We start from the raw sequence: 17,805 nt of genomic DNA on the forward strand, positions 1-17,805 counted from the left end.
TGGCCCCGAACACGGCGACGGGGCCGAGCGGGATTTGGCGCTGGCGGATGTCTGCGCGGGGGAGGGGAGTACGCTCGGGCAGCGCGGGGTCGATGCGGACGCCGCGGAAGTCGCCCTGCCGGACCACCGCCGCGAAGAGGCGCAGCTGGCCGGTGGTGCGGGCGCGTTCGCCCTGGAGCCGGGCGGAGGGCAGGCCGGTTTCCTGGCCGGCGCGGATGACCAGCTCCTCGCCGATGGCCTCGATGTTGTCCGCGATCGCTTCCAGGAAGCTGGCGTGCGTTTCCGGGTCAAGGGTGCTGAAGGACGCGAAGGCCTCGGCGGCCGCGGCCGTTGCTGCCTTGAGCTGTTCCTCGGTGAGCAGCGTGTAGGTGGGCTCCAGCGCCTGGTTCGTTGCCGGGTCGAAGCCGAACGTGGTTTTGCCTTGGCCGGCAGTGGGCTGTCCGGCGATCAGGGAGTGTCCGGTAAGGGTCACAGTGGTTCCTCCTAGTAAAGGGTGGATCAGGAGATGGTTGATCAGGAGACGGCGGCGATAAGGGCCTTGAGGTCCGCGAGGTCCTGCTCGGCGAGGTTCTGCAGCGGCGGACGGACCGGCCCGGCCGAGCGGCCGATGGCGTCCAGGCCACCCTTGACGATGGACACGGAATATCCTTTCACACGGTCCCGGATGTCAAGGTAGGGGATAACAAAGTCGTTTAGCTTCTTGTTCACGGCCACGCGGTCGTTGTTGCGCACGTCCTGGTAGAAGTCCAGGGCGAACTGCGGAACGAAGTTGTACATGGCGCTGGAGTAGGTGCTCATGCCCAGCTGCAGCAGCGGCAGTGCGAAGGTTTCGGCGGTAGGCAGGCCACCAAGGTAGAAGAGCCGGTCGCCGAGCTTGGCGTAGACCCGGGCGTCGTGCTCGAGGTCGCCTACGCCGTCCTTGAAGCCGATGAGGTTTTCGTGTCGGTCAGCCAGGGTTGCCACCGTGGTGTCCTTGTAGATGGCGTTGGCCCGGTTGTAGATGATGACACCAAGGGAAGTGGCCGCACATACTGCGCTCACGTGTTCGGTCAGCCCGGCCTGGTCCGCTTCGGTCAGGTACGGAGGGAGGAGCAGGAGACCGTCCGCGCCGGCCGCTTCGGCAGCTTTTGCATTCTCGATGGCCTGCGCAGTGGAACCGCCAGCAGAGGCAAGGACAGGAACCTGGCCGCCCACTTCATCGACGGCAGTGCGCACTACGCGCTCTGATTCGGCCGGGGTCAGTGAGAAGCCTTCGCCGGTACCGCCGGCCGCGAAAAGCCCTGCCACCGGGAAGCTCGCCTGCCACGCCAGGTGCTTGCGGTAGTTCTCCTCATCGAACTGCAGTTCGGCGTCGAATGAGGTGACAGGGAAGGACAGCAGGCCTTCCTTGAGGGTGTCCGCCAGTTCCTGGGGTGAGTACTTTGCCACGGTGTGGTCCTCCGGTGTGTGCGCCGCGGGCGGCGGGCTGATGATTCCTTCCCAGACTAGGAGTGACGCTGATGCCTGTCTAAGTGCAATTTTGTATGTATTGATACCTTCCAGGCATGACGGCTGCGGCCGCCCCCATCTATTCCATGGCGAACTCAAGGTCCCGCAGCAGGCGCTCAAGGGCAGGGTTCGTAATCCTGCGGTTCCAGATGGCGTGCAGCTCCACCTGCTCCCCGTCGCCGCCTGCGAGCGGGAGGAACTCCACGCCCTTGATGCCCAGCAGGGTGGCGGAGTGGGGCACAAAGGCTAACCCGCGCTTTGCTGCAACCAGCGACACCATGGTCAGGATCTGGCTCACGGTGTGGACTACGTTGGCATGGTTGAAGGGGAGCGTCCGGACCACAAGGTCGTAGAAATAGCGGGCCTGGGTTGCGGAATGCATAATCAGCGGCTCCTCTTTGAAGTCCTCCGGCGAAATATCCCGCGCCAACAGCGTCAGCGGATGGCCGGACGGAACGGCCAGGACCATGGACTCGCGGTAAAGGAGGTGGGAGTCGAAGGTCTCTTTGTCGAACGGAGGACGCGCCAGCCCGAGATCCAGTTCGCCCGTCAGCAACCCGTTGAGCTGCTCGCCTGTGACCAGCTCCTGCAGGTCCACATCCACATCGGGAATGATTTGTGAAAGCTCCTCCAGGAGCGGCCCCAGGATGCTGAAGCCGCTGGCGGCGGTAAACCCGATGCGGAGCATGCCCGACCGCCCCGAAGCGATGCGCCGCGCCGTTACCGGTGCCCGTTCGGCAAGGGCCATAAGACGGCGCGCCTCCTCCAGGAACGTCTGTCCAGCGTGCGTCAACTCCACTTTGCGGTTGTCCCGCTCAAGCAGTTCCGCACCCACGATCTTCTCCAGCTTCTGGATCTGGCGGCTTAGCGGGGGCTGCGTCATGTTGAGCCGTTCCGCCGCCCGTCCAAAGTGGAGCTCCTCCGCCACGGCGATAAAGCCGGCAAGCTGGTCAAAAGTAAACATGATGCCTTCCAGGTATCAAATGATGCAGATTTGGGCTTAGACATGCATCATAACCACTCCCTACACTCGACAAAGCGAACGGGGTGACCCGCTTCACAGATGTTCCGGGCCCCAACGCCCGCCGTGCCAACTAGGAGTTCCAATGAAGCACTTCCCCACACGCCGCACGATTCTCGGAGCGGCATCGGCCGTTACGCTGCTGGCGCTGACGGCGTGCGGCAATGTCGCCGGCGGCGGCGCGGCCGACTCGGCCAAATACCCGTCCGGCCCCGTCAACCTCTCCGTAGGCCAAGCAGCCGGTGGCAGCACCGACCTGATTGCCCGCGCCCTCGCCGAAGGTGCCGCGAAGACCCTCGGCCAGCCGATGCCAGTGGTCAACAAGCCTGGCGCCAATGGCGCCCTGGCCACCAAGGAAATGGCCGGAAAGCCCGCCGATGGCCAGGAATTGGTCCTGCTCAACGCATCCCTGATCACCATCACCCCCCTGGCGGTCAGCGCCGATGAAGCAGTGAACATTGATGACCTGGACATCATTGCGGGCTTGTCCCAGGACGACTACGTGCTGGTGGCCAGCGCCGAGTCCGGGTTCAAGTCCTTCCAGGATGTAACCGCAGCAGGACGCAACGTCACCTTCGGCACCACCGGCGTCGGCACGGGTAGCCAACTTGCCCAGACGGTGCTGTTCAAGCAGGCTGACGTCAAAGGCACGGACATCCCCTTTGACAGCGGCAAGCCGGCCCTGACTGCAGTCCTCGGCAACCAGGTGGAGCTCGCCACTATCCAGTTGGGCGAAGCCATGCCGCAGATCGAGGCCGGAAAGGTGAGCCCGCTCCTGGTCTTCTCAGAAGAGCGCAACAGCTTCCTTCCTGACACGCCCACGGCAAAGGAAGCCGGCTACGACGTTCCGGTTGCCCAGTACCGTGCGGTGGCCGCCCCGAAGGGTACCCCGCAGGAGGTCAAGGACAAGCTGCTCGCCGCGTTCCAGGAGTCGTTCAAGTCTGACGCCTACAAGGAGTTCAACAAGAAGAACATGCTGACCCCGAAGGAGATTTCCGGCGAGGAAGTCGTGACGGAATGGAAGGCATACGCAGCGAAGTACAAGGAACTGGTGGAGAAGCACGGCATCAGCCTGAGCGGAAATAAGTGATTTCCGTGAAAGGAACCCCCGCAGGACCCGCCGGAGGCAGCAGTGCTACTGCTGCCTCCGGCGGGGACGCCCCCCATACCTTCCCCGATGAAGTCCTGGATGACCTGACCCCAGAACAACTCGCAGCACAGTGGGAGGAAGAAAAACCTCCCGCAGCCGGAGCCCTCGCCAACGTTGCATCATCATTGGTGGTTCTTGGCGTCGGTGTTGCTGCAGCCATCCTCTCTATGGCACTGGGGCTGGGCACGCCGTCCGCCCCGCAGCCCGGCCTGTGGCCGTTCATCATCAGCTGCGTCATGGTGGCCCTGGGCCTGTTCCAGCTGGTTGCCGGCCGGCACAACCGGGACGCGGAAAAGTTCACGCGCATGTCCACCTCGCCGCTCACCGGCCTGGTGACCCTCGCAGCCATGGTGGCCCTCATGCCGCTGATTGGCTTCGAACTGCCTGCCCTGGTGCTCTGCATCATCTGGATGCGCTTCCTCGGCGGCGAAACCTGGCGCTCCACGCTGGTGGTCAGTGCGAGCGTCGTCATCGCTTTTTATGCCATCTTCGTCCTCGCGTTGAACACCTCCGTTCCCCACCTCTTCTAGGAGACCTCCCGTGGATTTTCTCAATCCCGTTATCAACGGATTCGCGGTAGTCCTGGAGCCCACCAACCTCCTTTACTGCCTGATTGGAGTCGTGATCGGCATGCTGATCGGTGTGCTGCCCGGCCTGGGGCCTGCGGCAACCATCGCCATCCTGCTTCCGCTCACCTACAACGTGGAGCCGGTCACCGCAATCATCATGCTCGCCGGAATCTTCTACGGCGCACAGTACGGCGGCACCATCACTTCCGTCCTCCTGCGCCTGCCGGGTGAAGCCTCCTCGGTGGTTACCGTGTTCGACGGCTACCAGATGGCGAAGCAGGGCAGGGCCGGCACGGCGCTGGGCCTGGCCTCCATCGGCTCCTTTGTGGGCGGCACCGCGGCCATTATTGGCCTGACGTTCCTCGCCCCCATCGTGGCCAGCTTCGCCCTGGACTTCGGGCCGCCCGAATACACAGCGCTGGCCATGCTCGGCATCCTCCTCGTGGCAACCATCAGCAGCGGGTCAAAAGCCAAAGCACTCATCGCCGCGGCGCTCGGACTGCTCCTCGCCACGGTTGGCCGGGACATTTTTACGGGTGAAAGCCGGTTTACGTTTGGCAGTCTGCAACTCGCTGACGGCATCGATTTCGTGCCGATCGCCATGGGCATTTTTGGCCTCGGCGAAATCCTCTACAACCTTGAGGAGCGGCACCGGGCCGCCAAGGCGCCGTCGAAAGTCGCCAATGTCTGGCCTTCCCGCAAAGACCTCAAACAGGCGTCGGGTGCCATCGGCCGTGGTTCGGTGCTGGGCTTCTTCCTGGGCATCCTGCCCGGAGGCGGTGCAACCATCGCCTCCATGGCTTCCTACGCCATGGAGAAAAAGCGGGCAAAGCAGCCGGAACGCTTCGGCAAGGGTGCCCCCGAGGGCGTCGCAGGACCGGAAACCGCCAACAATGCTGCCGCCACCTCGTCCTTCATTCCTCTGCTGACGCTTGGCATCCCCGCCAACGCCACCATGGCGCTGATGTTCGGTGCGCTGCTGATCCAGGGTGTCACCCCCGGCCCGCAGTTGGTGGAGCAGAACCCGGAGCTCTTCTGGGGCGTGGTGAACTCCATGTACATCGGCAACATCCTGCTGCTGATCATGAGCCTGCCGCTGGTGGGGATCTTCGTGAAGATCCTCCGCGTCCGGGCCGCCATCCTGGCTCCCGTCACGGCCCTGATCACGCTGTTGGGCGCCTACACCATCAACAACAGCATGTTTGACGTGACGCTCGTGGTGGTTTTCGGCATCATCGGCTACCTCATGAAGAAGTTCGGCTTCGAACCGGGCCCCCTGGTGCTGGCCTTCGTGCTCGGCGAGCTGCTGGAGAGCTCCATGCGCCGTTCCCTGCTGGTCTTCGGCGGCGATCCCCTGGGGTTCTTCGGCCGTCCCATCTCTGCCACGCTGCTGGTGGTCTTCGTCCTGGTAGCCGTACTTCCGGCCATCCGTACCGCCATCGCCAAGCGCAAGCGCAGTTCAACTGCCTCAACATCAGCCGCCACACCGGACATCAAGGAGAAGGTATGAGCATCATCGTCGGATTCGTCCCAACGCCCGCAGGACAGGCTGCGCTCGCAGCAGGCATCGCCGAAGCAAAGCTCCGCAACGAGGACCTAGTGATCGTCAACTCGGCCCGGCAGGGTGCCCTGGTGGACAAGTCTGTGGCCCCGGAAGACGTTTTGGCGCAGGCTGCCAAGCGTGCTGCCGACGTCGGAGTAAAGGCAACTGTTATCCAGCCGCCCTACCAGCACGATCTGGCCGATGAGTTCCTCGATGTTGCCAGGGAAGTTGATGCCTCGCTTATCGTTATTGGCCTGCGGCACCGTACCCAGGTAGGGAAATTCATCCTGGGCAGCCATGCCCAGCAGATCCTGATGCAGGCAGACCGCCCGGTCCTGGCCGTCAAAGCCGACGGCGGGCACTTCTAAGGCAGATGACGGAAACTCCATGTACAAACACAATCCCGCCCGCCGCGGCCCGGTGCCTGCAGCTGCCCCCGTCCCTGACTGGTCCAAACTATGCAGGAACGACCACGTGGAGGTGCGTACGGCGGGTGGGGCCGTGATCTCCGGAACGATCGACATGATTGCCGCAGACCGCAGCGTTTTCTGGATGATCAGGAACGACGGCGCCGGAAGGACAATGCTCTGTTCTGTTGACGGCGTGACGGTCACCAAGGTGTCGCAGGACGGGGCACCTGCACGGACGCAGGCACCGCTACAAGTTCCAGAGCGGGGCCGGTCGCCGCGCGAACAGGCGGCTGCTTGACGCCGGTCCTATGACTGCCCGCGGACGTGTTCCGCCAGGGCATCAAGGACCGGCAGTTGGCCCTTGACCAGCTTGAGCCGTGCTTCCGCTTCGGGAAACCAGCGGGCGTCGTCGATTTCCGGGTAGTGCTGGATCCGGCCCGAACCCTTGGGCCACTCCAGTGGGAAAGTGTTGCTGACAATCCGGTCCGGCTGGAAGTCCTGCTCTGCAGTAAACACCGTGATGATTTTGCCGGACGGCTGCCGGAACTGCCCGAGCTGCTGGTAGTCCGCGGCCGGAGCGGGGGAACCCATTTCTTCGGCGAACTCCCGCAGGGCGGCCGCAAGCGGATCTTCGTCCACGGTGTATTCGCCCTTCGGCACTGACCAGGCATGTGCATCCTTGCGTGCCCAAAACGGGCCACCCATGTGGGCTATCCAGACCTCCAGACCACCGGGGTTTGCCCTCCTGTACAGCAGTAGTCCTGCACTGAAAACCGGCATCTGTCCTCCACCTGCGTCAACGAACGGTAGTCGCCGTCCAACGTTAACCTGCAGTTCACGGCGCTGCTTTAGGTTATTCCTTCAGGCACTCTGCTCGAAGGGACCGGTCATGGCCAACATCGCTGAGGTTTTGGGACGGCTTACGCCGGAAGAACTTGATGAGCTCCGCATTCTTGGCCCGCAGGGCCACCTGCCGCGGCACCTGGTTGACGCCCTGGACCGTGCGGCGGGCGGACCTGGATCCGGCCGCGGCTATTACGTGCCCACAGGAAACGTCAGCGCCACCGGCGGCCCGCTCCTGGTGCTGCGCAGCGACGTTTCCGGCTGGCTCTTCAACGCCCACAAGGACGACCCCGATTCGTTGACGCAGCACGGCTGATTTTCCGCGCTGGTGCAGTACGGCCGGCCCGTCAGCCCAACCGGCCGCGGGGATGCCGGCCACCAGGGACCCGACAGGCTGGGCCGAGCCGGCTGATGGCTTAGTCCTCAGCACACGGGATCATGAATGTTGCGGTGGTACCCGTGCCCTGCGTGCTGGCGAGGCTGATCGATCCGCCATGGGCTTCAATGATCGTTTTGCTGACCGGCAAGCCCAGGCCGGCGCCAGGGATGGCGGTTTCACGGGACCGCGCCGAGCGGAAGAACTTCGTGAAAGCCTGCTCCTGCTCTTCCGCGCTCATGCCAACGCCGGTATCCGTAATCGAACAGACAAGCGTTTGCCCATTCCTCTGTGCCAGCACAGTGATCCGTCCGCCCTCCTTCGAATACTTGATGGCGTTGGAGAGGAGGTTGCCGAGTACTTGGCGGATCCGGCCTGGGTCAACACGGGCGGGCAGGGGCTGCTCGACGTCGAGCTCCAGTTCGAGACCGTTCATGGCTGCCTTGGGAATGGTCGAATCGACTACTTCCGTCACCAGCTTGGCCAGGTCCGTGTCCTCCAGGGACAGCTCCACACGCTCCGACGCGACCGCGATGAGGTCGTTGACCAGACCCAGCAGGTGTTGGGCATTCCGGTGCACCACCAGGAGCTCAGACTGGATCTCCTCGTGGCCCGGCTCGTCCAAGACCAGCTCAAGGTAGCCGAGGATCGACGTCAGCGGCGTGCGCAGCTCGTGGGAAACGGTGGCAACAAAGTTGTCCTTGGCTGCCAGCGCGCTGATCAAGCGCGTCACGTCCACGAATGTCAGGACCGAACCGCCGTCCTTCCCTTGGCTCGCAGGTATGCCGTGGGCGCCCACCGAATATGCACGTTGCCGGGCCGGGTCGTCGGGGTCGCCGGTCCAATACAGCTCATCGGAAAAGGCGGAGCCGCTGATGGCACGCGATACCGGCGACAGGTCCGGGGGCGCCGGGGAGGACCGGTCTGCCAGGAAAAGCCCGCCGTGGCCGGCCGCCTCAGTAAGGGCGGCCAGCGCGGGATCGGCCTGCATCGCCTTATTCGTCAGGACGGTCCTGCCCTCAGCATCCACCACCCAGACTCCTATTCCTACTGCTGCCAGCACTGCGTCCAGAAGGCGCTGGCGGCGCACGTTCTCCGCGAGCGTCTGTGCCAGTTCATGTTCGCTGAGCAGAAGCCTCTCGCGTTGCCGGAAAACGATGCCGGCCACCGCATACGCTGTAACGGCGATGGCTGACATCACCAAGGGCAGGAATATTGTCCTGATCATCGCCCCGGGAGCCTGAGCCGAGACGGCGACGGCAGTGGGGAGCGCGGTGCTGAGCACCACCCCAAGGATGGCAAGGAAAAGCATGTAGCGTCGGCGGCGCACCGACAGCCAGATGACGGGAAATACCAGCAACAGGCTGAGGACGTTGAAGGCCGGCCCACCGGCCTCCCTGGTAAATCCAACGGCGATGCAGTCCAGGACGGGAATGGCTGCAGACGCACCTGCCGGCAGCCTCCCCCACGGAACGGCGAGGCAGGCGGCGAAGATCGCCGTATGGGCGAGCAGTGCCATGCGGAACATATCGCTTGCCAGGCTCGCCGGGCTGAACACTGCCGCAGCCGCCACCACAAGGCAAACGGTGATGGTGAAGGGCAGTTGGGCCAGCACAACCCGCCCCCGGACTCCAAGCCTTCCGTGCAGCGCATCGACGTGATCTGCAAGGGGGCCGTTGATGGCCAATTCTCCGGCACTGCCGAGCGCAGCCCTGTCCGATTCTTGACGTTGCTTCACCAATCTGGCCCCCCAGCGCAGAAATAACAACCCTCCGGCTGCTTGAAAGTAGCTCCAGAGTACCGGTGAAAGCAAGACATCGCTGGTGTTTCCCGCCCGCAAGCTCTACCCATGCTGCATGCCCTTATCCAATCAGCAGGCTCAAGGCTTCCGTCAAGTGCTCCACTTCCCGCACCGAAAACCCCGCTGGAACCGGCCCCGGCCCGGTATGGCTTGCCGGAACCACCGCGTGGGTGAATCCCAGCCGGTGGGCCTCCTGGATGCGCTGGTTGATGCCGGGGACAGGGCGGACCTCGCCGGCCAGGCCCACCTCGCCGAAGGCAACCAGCCGGATGGGCAACGGCTTGCGCGCCTTTGCCGATGCGACGGCAAGGGCAACAGCGAGGTCCGTGGCGGGCTCGCTCAGCTTTACTCCGCCCACCGTGGCCACATAGGAATCATCCTTGTGCAGCAAGGTACCCGCACGTTGCTGCAGCACGGCCAGCAGCATGGAAACCCGGGAACTGTCGAGGCCGCTGGTAGCCCGTCGCGGCTGGGAGTTGGCGCTCTCGGCGAGCAGTGACTGCACCTCCGCCAGCAGCGGGCGCCGTCCTTCCATGGTTACGGTGATGCACGTGCCCGAAACAGGATCCTTTGTACGGCTGACAAAGAGCCCGCTGGGATCGGCGAGCCCTTCGATGCCGTTTTCGTTCAAGTCGAAGCAGCCCACATCGTCGGTGGGCCCGTAGCGGTTTTTAACGGCCCGGAGCAGCCGGAGCCGGGAATGGCGTTCACCCTCAAACTGGCACACCACGTCCACCAGGTGCTCCAGCAGCCGTGGCCCGGCGATGGAGCCATCCTTGGTCACGTGACCCACCAGAAGAGTGGTCATGTTCCGCCTCTTGGCCGCGGCAATGATGGAAGCTGCCACTTCCCGAACCTGCGAAACGCCGCCGGCGCTGCCGTCAACGTCGGCGCTGCTCAGGGTCTGGACCGAGTCCACGATCAGCAGCCGCGGCTCAATCTTCTCCACCTGCCCGAGGGCCTGGCCCAAGTCCGTTTCCGCGGAGAGGTACAGCGATTCCGCCACGGCGTCGATCCGCTCCGCACGCAGCTTCACCTGCGCTGCGGACTCTTCGCCGGTCACGTACAACACGTCCTGCGCTGTCCGGGCAAACTTCGCGGCTACGTCCAGGAGCAGCGTGGACTTGCCCACGCCGGGTTCGCCGGCGAGCAGGATGACGGCACCCGGGACCAGCCCTCCGCCCAGCACCCGGTCCAGTTCGTCAACGCCCGTTGGCAGGTAGGCGGCGGTGGTGGCGTCCACTTCGGCGATCCGGCGGGCCGGCTCCAGGACGGTGGTAGCCGCCGTCGTACGCGCCACTGCGGTGCCGGTTTCCTCCACGGTGCCCCATGCCTGGCACTCGCCGCACCGGCCAACCCACTTGGCGGTGGTCCAGCCGCACTCGGCGCACTTGTAGGCGGGCGCCTTGGATGCCCGGGAAGTCTTGGTAGCCATGCGTTCCACCCTAGTGGCGGGCACTGACATTCCTCCCCACCCAAACCCCGCCCCAGCACCACCAGGCCCAAAATGCACTTGCAGGTGACCTTCGCCACCTGTATAGTCATCCGTCGAAGGCAATTTCGCCTACAGGATTGTTACCCGAACGGGGCAAGGCCTGAGAAGCACACGATGTGCGTCTCGGGTCTTTTTTTGTGCCCAAAAATAGACAGAGAGGTCTGACATGGCAACTGTGGACTACCGGTCGCTGGCCGGAGACATCCTGCAGGGCGTGGGCGGCGAGAAGAACATCGCCAGCGCCACCCACTGCGCTACCCGGCTCCGGCTCAAGCTGCGGGACGACGCAAAGGCTGACACCGCAGCCATCGAAAAACTCCCCGGCGTTATCACGGTCATGAAGGCCGGCGGCCAGTACCAGGTGGTCATCGGGAACAATGTGCCCACCGTCTACGCCGAACTCGGCAAGATCACCAGGCTCGGCGAAGACGCAGGCGCCAACGAGGAACCCGCCGCGCACGGCAACCTCTTCAACCGCTTCATCGACCTCATCTCCTCGATTTTCTCCCCGGTCATCTGGCCACTTGCCGCAGCCGGCCTGCTCAAGGCATTCCTGAGCATGGCAACCCAGTTCGGCTGGCTGGATCCGGCGTCGCAGACAAACGTGATCCTGGCAGCCACCGCGGATGCCCTCTTCTACTTCCTGCCGATCTTCCTGGCAGTCACTGCCGCCAAGCGGTTCAAGACCAACCAGTTCACGTCCATGGCCATCGCCGGCGCCCTGGTCTACCCGAGCATCGTGGCGCTCGCCGGACAGCCGGAACCCGTCAACTTCGCCGGCATCCCGATGGTGATGATGAACTACACCAGCTCCGTGCTGCCCATCATCGTGGCAGTCTGGCTGCAGGGTTACCTGGAGCGCTTCCTCACCCGCGGGCTGCCGTCCGCCATCCGGAACTTCACCACGCCGCTGCTGACCCTGCTTGTTATGGTCCCATTGGTCCTGCTGACTGTCGGCCCGGTCACCACCTACGCTGCCCAGGGCCTCTCCACCGCCATCAACGCGGCCGTCCCCTTCGCGCCCTGGCTGGCCGGCGGCATTATGGGCGGCTTCTGGCAGGTCTTTGTCCTCTTCGGCCTGCACTGGGGCCTGGTCCCGGGCATGCTGAACGAGATTGCCACCCAGGGCTACTCCCTCCTGATGGGTCCCCTGCTGGCAGCAGTCCTCGGCCAGGCCGGCGCAACCCTCGCCGTGATGTTCCGCACCCGCAACAAAGCCCGCCGTACCGTTGCAGGCCCCGCCGCCTTGTCAGGGTTCCTGGCCGGCATCACCGAACCCGCCATCTACGGCGTCAACCTGCCCCTGAAGAAGCCCTTTTACTTCGGCATCACCGGCGGTGTTGTGGGCGGTGCCATCGCAGCCGCCGGCGGAAGCGGTGCCACGTCCTTCGTGTTCCCGTCACTCCTTGGCCTGCCTGCGTTCAGCACCGTTGGCAACTTCGCCCTCCAGCTGCTGGGCACCGGCGCGGCAATCCTCATCGCCTTCCTCCTGACGTTCTTCTTCGGCCCACGCGAGGAAGCTGCGGCGGCAGCGTCCGACGCCGGCACGTCCGTTCCGGAGACCGCTGCGGCTATCCCGGCAGCAGCGCAGCCGGTCCCGGCTTCCCCGGCACACGCCGCCACCATGTCCGGCACCGTGGAAGTCCTGGCCCCCGTCGCCGGGCAGGCAGTAGCGCTCGCCGATGTCCAGGACAAGGTGTTCGCCTCCGGCGCCATGGGCAAGGGCTTGGGCATCATTCCGGCTGACGGCCATATCTACTCGCCGATTTCCGGCTCCATCAAGGCGGCCATGAAAACCGGCCACGCCTTCGGCATCAAGTCCGAGGACGGCGTGGAAGTCCTGGTCCACATCGGCATCGACACCGTCCAGCTCCAGGGCCGCGGCTTCGAATCCGCCGTTACCCGGGGCCAGCAGGTCCGCGCCGGTGACCTGCTCGCCGTCGTCGACCTGGACCTTGTCACCGAAGCCGGGTACGACACCACCACCCTGGTGATGGTCACCAACACCGCCCAGCTCGCGGGCGTGGACCCGGTGGCCGGCGGCACGCTCGCCCAGGGCGACACCGCCATCACCGTCCAGGTCTGAGCCCACGTCCCTCCACTTTCCAGTCCTACCGATGAAGGAATGATTACTGTGACCACCACTTTCCCCGACGGATTCCTCTGGGGCGGCGCCACCGCCGCGAACCAGATCGAAGGCGCGTACAACGAGGGCGGCAAGGGGCTCTCCATCCAGGACGTGATGCCAAAGGGCATCACAGAGACCCCCACTGAAGGCCCGACGCCGGAGAACCTCAAGCAGGTGGCGATCGACTTCTACCACCGCTACGCAGAGGACATTGCCCTCTTTGCGGACATGGGCTTCAAGGTGTTCCGTTTCTCCATCGCGTGGAGCCGGATCTTCCCGCTCGGCGACGAGGAAACCCCCAATGCCGAGGGCCTGGCTTATTACTCGCGGATCCTCGATGAACTCGAGAAGCACGGCATCGAACCGCTGGTGACCATCAGCCACTATGAAACCCCCCTCCACCTGGCGCGGAAGTACAACGGCTGGACCAACCGTGAGCTGATCGGCTTCTACGAGCGCTACTGCCGCGCGCTGTTCGAGCACTTCGGCGGCCGGGTGAAGTACTGGCTGACGTTCAACGAGATCAACTCGGTGATCCATGAGCCGTTCCTCTCCGGCGGCATCCCCACCCCCAAGGAACAGCTCACCAAGCAGGACCTCTACCAGGCGATCCACCATGAGCTGGTGGCGTCCGCGCGGGCCACCAAACTGGCGCACGAACTGATGCCCGGCGCCCAGGTTGGCTGCATGATCATTGCCCTCCCCACCTACCCGCTGACGCCGGACCCCTCGGACGTCGTGGCGGCGATGCACACCGCACAGGACAGCTATGCCTTTGGCGACATCCACTGCCGCGGCGAGTACCCCGGGTACCTGCTCCGGTACTTCCGCGACAACGGCATCGAACTGGACATCACCGCCCAGGACCGCGAAGACCTGAAGAACACCGTGGACTTCGTCTCCTTCAGCTACTACATGAGCATCTGCGAGACGGCAGATCCCGCCAAAAAGGAGAAGGGGCCGGGCAACATCATGGGCGGCGTCCCCAACCCCACGCTCAAGGCATCGGAGTGGGGCTGGCAGATCGACCCGCAGGGCCTTCGGGTGGCGCTCAATGACTACTGGGACCGCTGGCAGAAGCCGCTCTTCATCGTGGAGAACGGCCTGGGCGCCGTGGATCAGTTGGAGGAAGTCGACGGCGAAAAGACCGTCGTCGACGATTACCGCATCGGCTACCTCAACAACCACCTGGTGCAGGCCCGTGAAGCGGTTGAAGACGGGGTCCAGCTGATGGGCTACACCTCCTGGGGATGCATCGACCTGGTTAGCGCCTCCACGGCCCAGATGAGTAAGCGCTACGGTTTCATCTATGTGGACCGCAACGATGACGGCACCGGCTCCATGGAGCGCTACCCGAAGAAGTCCTACGGTTGGTACAAGGAAGTTATCGCCAGCAACGGCGCCAGCCTGAAAAACTAGCACCTGCACCAGCGGAGTTTTTGTCCAGATACGACGACGCCCTAAAGCCTGCGTATCTGGACAAAAACTCCCTGGGAACGCATCCCGCTCAACGACGAAAGGAGGACGACGTGGAGGTGTTGCGCGTTTTCAACAACAACGTCGTCCTCGCCCGCGCCGCCGACAGGGGAGAGGTCATCCTCACCGGCCGTGGCCTCGGCTTCCAGGCCAAACCTGGGCAACAGGTGGACGAAACCAAAGTGGTGCGCGTCTTCGTCCCTGAGGACGGGCGCAACGCCGATAACTTCGGTGCGCTGGTGGCGGCAATTCCACCCGAACACCTGACCCTGGCAGACCAGGCACTGGAAATTGCCCGAAACGGAATGACAGGACCCCTGAACTCCACCTCAGTGGTGGCGCTCGCGGATCACTTGAGCTTCGCCATTAAGCGGCTGCGCCAGGGCCTGAACATTGAATACCCGCTCCGGGCCGAGGTGGCGCACCTGTATCCGGACGAGCTGCGGATGGGGCAGCAGATCGTTGATTTCGTGAACGACAAGCTTGAGGAACAGTTGCCCCGCGACGAGTCGGTTGCTGTGGCACTCCACCTGGTGAACGCGGGATTCGCCAGCGGCGACCTGTCCTACACCTACCAAATGACCGGCGTCTTCGCCCAGCTCTTCGAGGTCCTGGAACAGGCCTACGGCCGCGCCTTTGACCGGGAGACAGTCAACGCTGCCCGGTTCATCACGCACTTGCGCTACTTCTTCGTCCGCGCCCACACCGGCCGGCAGTTGGCGGAAGGGGCAACCGGCCTCGGCTCAGCAATCCGGGAAGCCTACCCCGAAGCCTTCGGCACAGCCCTGAAGCTGCAGGCGGTGCTGGAACTGCGGCTAGGCGAACCCCTGACGGATGACGAGGTGACCTACCTGACGCTCCACGTCGCCCGGATGGCAGACGACCTGCGACTCAGCCAGGGCGCCGAAACTGGAAGTTAAGGCAACAAGGCTGCGCTGCGGCAACACCGCACCTAGAGCGCGGGCAGCACATCGCGGGCTTCGCGCGCGTCCATCCCGGTAGCCTCCAGCAGGTCAACCATCAGCGGGCGGTACAGCATCACCACCGTTTCCCCCTCCAGCCTCTGCACCTCGAGCAGCTTCGGATGCAGGCGCAGGGCGATCTCGCTCAGGTCCCGGCGGGCGGTGCGCAGGTGGGCGCGGCGGACGCCGTCGTGCGTTTCCGCCAGGCCCAGCGAAAGCTCATCAATCGCGGCAGCGGTCTCCTGCAGTACCTCCGCGATGTTTTCCGTCGCCTCGTCGGAAAGCGCCGCGTGGTTGATGGCGCTGGTGAGCCGCCGTGCGAAAACCCTGCTGTTCCTCAGCGCCAGGTCAATGAAGTCCAGCGATTGTTTCAGCTGGTCGAGCTCTTCCCGGTGCCGCCTGTAGGCGGGCGCCAGCGTGGCAACCTCCCCGGACGCGCGGAGGGACTGGCGCATGCCGTCCACCAGCGGCTGGCAATTCCGCCCCCGGATAAGGGCATGCCAGGCCTGGGTGGAATCGCTCTTAACCAGGGCGTCCCCGCACTCGCGCAGCACCTCGGCCAGTTCATGCAGCAGCTTCTGCACATCCTTGCGCGGCTCCCGGCGCGGATCCTTGGGGATAAGGATGGTCACCAGCAGCGCGCAGAGGCCGCCGACGACGGCGTCGATACTTCGGGTGAACGGTCCGCCGGCCGGCGCAGGCAGCAACACAACCAGCAACGACTGCAGCCCAAGTTGCGTGGTGAAAATAGTGCCGCTGTCCAGGAAGCGGGCCAGCAGGATGGAGAAAAGAAGGACGACGGCGGCCTGCCAGATCCCGCCGCCAAGCCAGTGCAGGAGCAAATCACCTACGGCAATGCCGATGGTGCAGCCCAGGCCCACCTCCACTACCCGCCGCAGCCGCGGTTCCCGGGAAAAGCCCAGCGCAATCAGGGATGAGGTGGCGGCGAACAACGGCCCGGAGTGCCCCAGCACATACTCGGCGAAAGCATACGCACCCACGGCGCAGACAGTCATTTGGATTGCAGGAACCAACGAGTTCCGGCTGCGGATGAGCCCGGTGCGGATACGGCCGCGCAGGAACCGCCTGCCTGCTGAAAGTCCTGCTGCCGAAGCCATGCGTTCCAGTCTATTTGCTGGACGTCCACTACGGCCGGACATGTGATCTGCGCAATGGGAACCCGGCACTTGTAAGCCATTATCCCGCCGTCGTTAATGTTCCGTTCACTTTGGACAGCCCATCCCGTTACCTGCGGCCCATACCTTCGATAAAAGTACAGAACGTACGCATCGCGCTGCAGGGTTCTCCGTCCCTGCCCGCACCTGAATAACCCTGGAAGGGGTACATCTAGTGAAGGCACTCCGCTTCGGCCGCCACGCGGCTATCGCTGTTCTCGCAGCCGGCGCACTCGCGCTCACCTCCTGCGGTTCAGACAACGCCACGGGCACCGCTCCCGCCGGCACCCAGACTTCCGGCACCAAGGTGACCGGCACGCTCACCGGTATCGGCGCATCCTCCACCGGCGCAGCCATGGACGCCTGGAAAGCCGGTTTCGCTTCCGCAAACCAGGGCGCCACCGTGCAGTACTCCCCGGACGGCTCCGGCGCAGGCCGCAAGGCCATCATCGACGGCTCGGCACAGTTCGCCGGTTCGGACGCTTACCTGAAGGACGAAGAGCTCGAGAGCTCGAAGGCCGTGTGCGGTCCCGACGGCGCCATCAACATCCCCGTCTACATCTCACCGATCGCCGTGGCTTTCAATGTTCCCGGTGTCACCGAGCTGAAGCTGGACGCAGCCACGGTTGCCAAGATCTTCCGCGGCGAAATCACCAACTGGAACGATCCCGCCATCGCCGCCCTGAACGAAGGCGTCACCCTGCCGGACCTTAAGGTCACCCCGGTGAACCGCTCGGACGATTCCGGCACCACCACCAACTTCACCGACTACCTGGCCTCCGCGGCACCTGAGGTCTGGACGGACCCGTCCTCCGGTGTCTGGCCTGCAAGCCTGCAGGGCGAGAACGCCAAGGGCACCTCCGGTGTGGTCAAGACCGTCACCGACACCCCCGGCGCCGTGACCTACGCGGATGACTCCGCAGTGGGCGGCAAGCTCGGCACCGCGTCCATCAAGGTGGGCGAGGAATTCGTCAAGATTTCCGCAGAAGCTGCCGCCAAGGCCGTGGAAGCAGGCAACCCCGTCGAGGGCCGCGCCAGCAATGACGTGGCCATCAAGCTGGACCGCAAGACCACCGAATCCGGCGCCTACCCGGTGGTCCTGGTTTCCTACCACGTGGTCTGCAGCGCCTACGACAAGCAGGAAACCGTTGACCTGGTCAAGGCCTTCGAGAGCTACGTAGTTTCCGAGGAAGGCCAGCAGGCCGCCGCGGATTCCGCGAAGTCCGCCCCGCTCTCCCCGGCCCTGGTCGAGAAGGCCACCACGGCCATCGAGTCCATCAAGGTCAAGTCCTAATCACTGCTCCGAAACCGGGTTCCCCGCCTGCCGAGAGGCAGTGCGGGGAACTTGGCTTTGGAAGCCACCTTTCC

General features: G+C 64.3%; 17 protein-coding genes. 10 read left to right on the forward strand and 7 right to left on the reverse strand.

What is annotated here, in order from left to right; all coding sequences use genetic code 11:
• The 3 genes from M8J71_RS18550 to M8J71_RS18560 form a co-directional block, all read right to left on the reverse strand.
• Positions 1 to 472: aldehyde dehydrogenase family protein (locus M8J71_RS18550; RefSeq protein WP_256249279.1), on the reverse strand; the 472-nt coding region annotated here is incomplete at its 3' end.
• A gap of 41 nt (positions 473 to 513) precedes the next feature.
• Positions 514 to 1,428 carry a 5-dehydro-4-deoxyglucarate dehydratase gene (gene kdgD, locus M8J71_RS18555; RefSeq protein ID WP_256249280.1) on the reverse strand — a complete coding sequence of 305 codons (915 nt, stop codon included), beginning with the start codon at positions 1,426 to 1,428 and terminating at the stop codon, positions 514 to 516.
• Between the two features lie 139 nt (positions 1,429 to 1,567).
• On the reverse strand, positions 1,568 to 2,452 hold the full coding sequence (locus M8J71_RS18560) for a LysR substrate-binding domain-containing protein (protein WP_256249281.1): 885 nt from the start codon (positions 2,450 to 2,452) through the stop codon (positions 1,568 to 1,570).
• Positions 2,453 to 2,594: 142 nt separating this feature from the next.
• Here M8J71_RS18560 and M8J71_RS18565 point away from each other — a divergent pair, with 142 nt between their 5' ends.
• Genes M8J71_RS18565 through M8J71_RS18585 form a run of 5 tightly spaced genes read left to right on the forward strand, consistent with a single transcriptional unit; the run spans position 2,595 to position 6,479 of the window.
• Positions 2,595 to 3,599, forward strand: a complete 1,005-nt coding sequence (locus M8J71_RS18565) for a Bug family tripartite tricarboxylate transporter substrate binding protein (RefSeq protein ID WP_256249283.1) — start codon at positions 2,595 to 2,597, stop codon at positions 3,597 to 3,599.
• A 5-nt stretch (positions 3,600 to 3,604) separates the two neighbouring features.
• Positions 3,605 to 4,189 carry a tripartite tricarboxylate transporter TctB family protein gene (locus M8J71_RS18570; protein WP_256249285.1) on the forward strand — a complete coding sequence of 195 codons (585 nt, stop codon included), beginning with the start codon at positions 3,605 to 3,607 and terminating at the stop codon, positions 4,187 to 4,189.
• 10 nt (positions 4,190 to 4,199) lie between these two features.
• The gene (locus tag M8J71_RS18575) at positions 4,200 to 5,738 is read left to right on the forward strand and encodes a tripartite tricarboxylate transporter permease (protein WP_256249286.1); all 1,539 of its coding nucleotides are present in this window, start codon (positions 4,200 to 4,202) and stop codon (positions 5,736 to 5,738) included.
• Positions 5,735 to 6,139 (forward strand): universal stress protein, encoded by a 405-nt coding sequence (locus M8J71_RS18580; RefSeq protein WP_163161365.1) that lies wholly within the window; start codon positions 5,735 to 5,737, stop codon positions 6,137 to 6,139. Before M8J71_RS18575 ends, M8J71_RS18580 begins: the two co-directional genes overlap by 4 nt.
• A gap of 19 nt (positions 6,140 to 6,158) precedes the next feature.
• Complete coding sequence (locus tag M8J71_RS18585) at positions 6,159 to 6,479, forward strand: hypothetical protein (RefSeq protein WP_256249287.1); 321 nt, start codon at positions 6,159 to 6,161, stop codon at positions 6,477 to 6,479.
• An 8-nt stretch (positions 6,480 to 6,487) separates the two neighbouring features.
• On the opposite strand, the gene M8J71_RS18590 is transcribed toward M8J71_RS18585, so the two are convergent.
• Positions 6,488 to 6,961, reverse strand: a complete 474-nt coding sequence (locus M8J71_RS18590) for an NUDIX domain-containing protein (RefSeq protein WP_256249288.1) — start codon at positions 6,959 to 6,961, stop codon at positions 6,488 to 6,490.
• 109 nt (positions 6,962 to 7,070) lie between these two features.
• Here M8J71_RS18590 and M8J71_RS18595 point away from each other — a divergent pair, with 109 nt between their 5' ends.
• Positions 7,071 to 7,340: a hypothetical protein gene (locus tag M8J71_RS18595; RefSeq protein WP_256249289.1), complete on the forward strand. Its 270-nt coding sequence runs from the start codon at positions 7,071 to 7,073 to the stop codon at positions 7,338 to 7,340.
• 100 nt (positions 7,341 to 7,440) lie between these two features.
• Here M8J71_RS18595 and M8J71_RS18600 read toward each other — a convergent pair whose 3' ends face one another.
• Positions 7,441 to 9,138: a sensor histidine kinase gene (locus tag M8J71_RS18600; RefSeq protein WP_256249290.1), complete on the reverse strand. Its 1,698-nt coding sequence runs from the start codon at positions 9,136 to 9,138 to the stop codon at positions 7,441 to 7,443.
• 124 nt (positions 9,139 to 9,262) lie between these two features.
• Positions 9,263 to 10,636: a DNA repair protein RadA gene (gene radA / locus M8J71_RS18605; protein ID WP_256249291.1), complete on the reverse strand. Its 1,374-nt coding sequence runs from the start codon at positions 10,634 to 10,636 to the stop codon at positions 9,263 to 9,265.
• A gap of 226 nt (positions 10,637 to 10,862) precedes the next feature.
• Between radA and M8J71_RS18610 the strand changes: the two genes are divergently transcribed.
• The 3 genes from M8J71_RS18610 (at position 10,863) to M8J71_RS18620 (ending at position 15,220) form a co-directional block, all read left to right on the forward strand.
• Complete coding sequence (locus M8J71_RS18610; RefSeq protein WP_256249292.1) at positions 10,863 to 12,782, forward strand: beta-glucoside-specific PTS transporter subunit IIABC; 1,920 nt, start codon at positions 10,863 to 10,865, stop codon at positions 12,780 to 12,782.
• Positions 12,783 to 12,821: 39 nt separating this feature from the next.
• A complete protein-coding gene (locus M8J71_RS18615) occupies positions 12,822 to 14,243 on the forward strand; it encodes a glycoside hydrolase family 1 protein (RefSeq protein ID WP_256249293.1) in 1,422 nt (473 codons plus the stop codon).
• A 110-nt stretch (positions 14,244 to 14,353) separates the two neighbouring features.
• Positions 14,354 to 15,220 (forward strand): PRD domain-containing protein, encoded by an 867-nt coding sequence (locus M8J71_RS18620; RefSeq protein ID WP_256249294.1) that lies wholly within the window; start codon positions 14,354 to 14,356, stop codon positions 15,218 to 15,220.
• 32 nt (positions 15,221 to 15,252) lie between these two features.
• Here the strand turns inward: M8J71_RS18620 and M8J71_RS18625 are convergent, their stop codons facing one another.
• Positions 15,253 to 16,380, reverse strand: coding sequence for an FUSC family protein (locus tag M8J71_RS18625; protein ID WP_163161398.1), 1,128 nt, complete (start codon positions 16,378 to 16,380; stop codon positions 15,253 to 15,255).
• A gap of 232 nt (positions 16,381 to 16,612) precedes the next feature.
• Between M8J71_RS18625 and pstS the strand changes: the two genes are divergently transcribed.
• Positions 16,613 to 17,731, forward strand: coding sequence for a phosphate ABC transporter substrate-binding protein PstS (pstS, locus tag M8J71_RS18630; RefSeq protein WP_256249295.1), 1,119 nt, complete (start codon positions 16,613 to 16,615; stop codon positions 17,729 to 17,731).
• Positions 17,732 to 17,805 lie beyond the last annotated feature (74 nt).

The organism is Pseudarthrobacter sp. R1 (genome assembly GCF_024494415.1).
Taxonomy (GTDB): domain Bacteria; phylum Actinomycetota; class Actinomycetes; order Actinomycetales; family Micrococcaceae; genus Arthrobacter.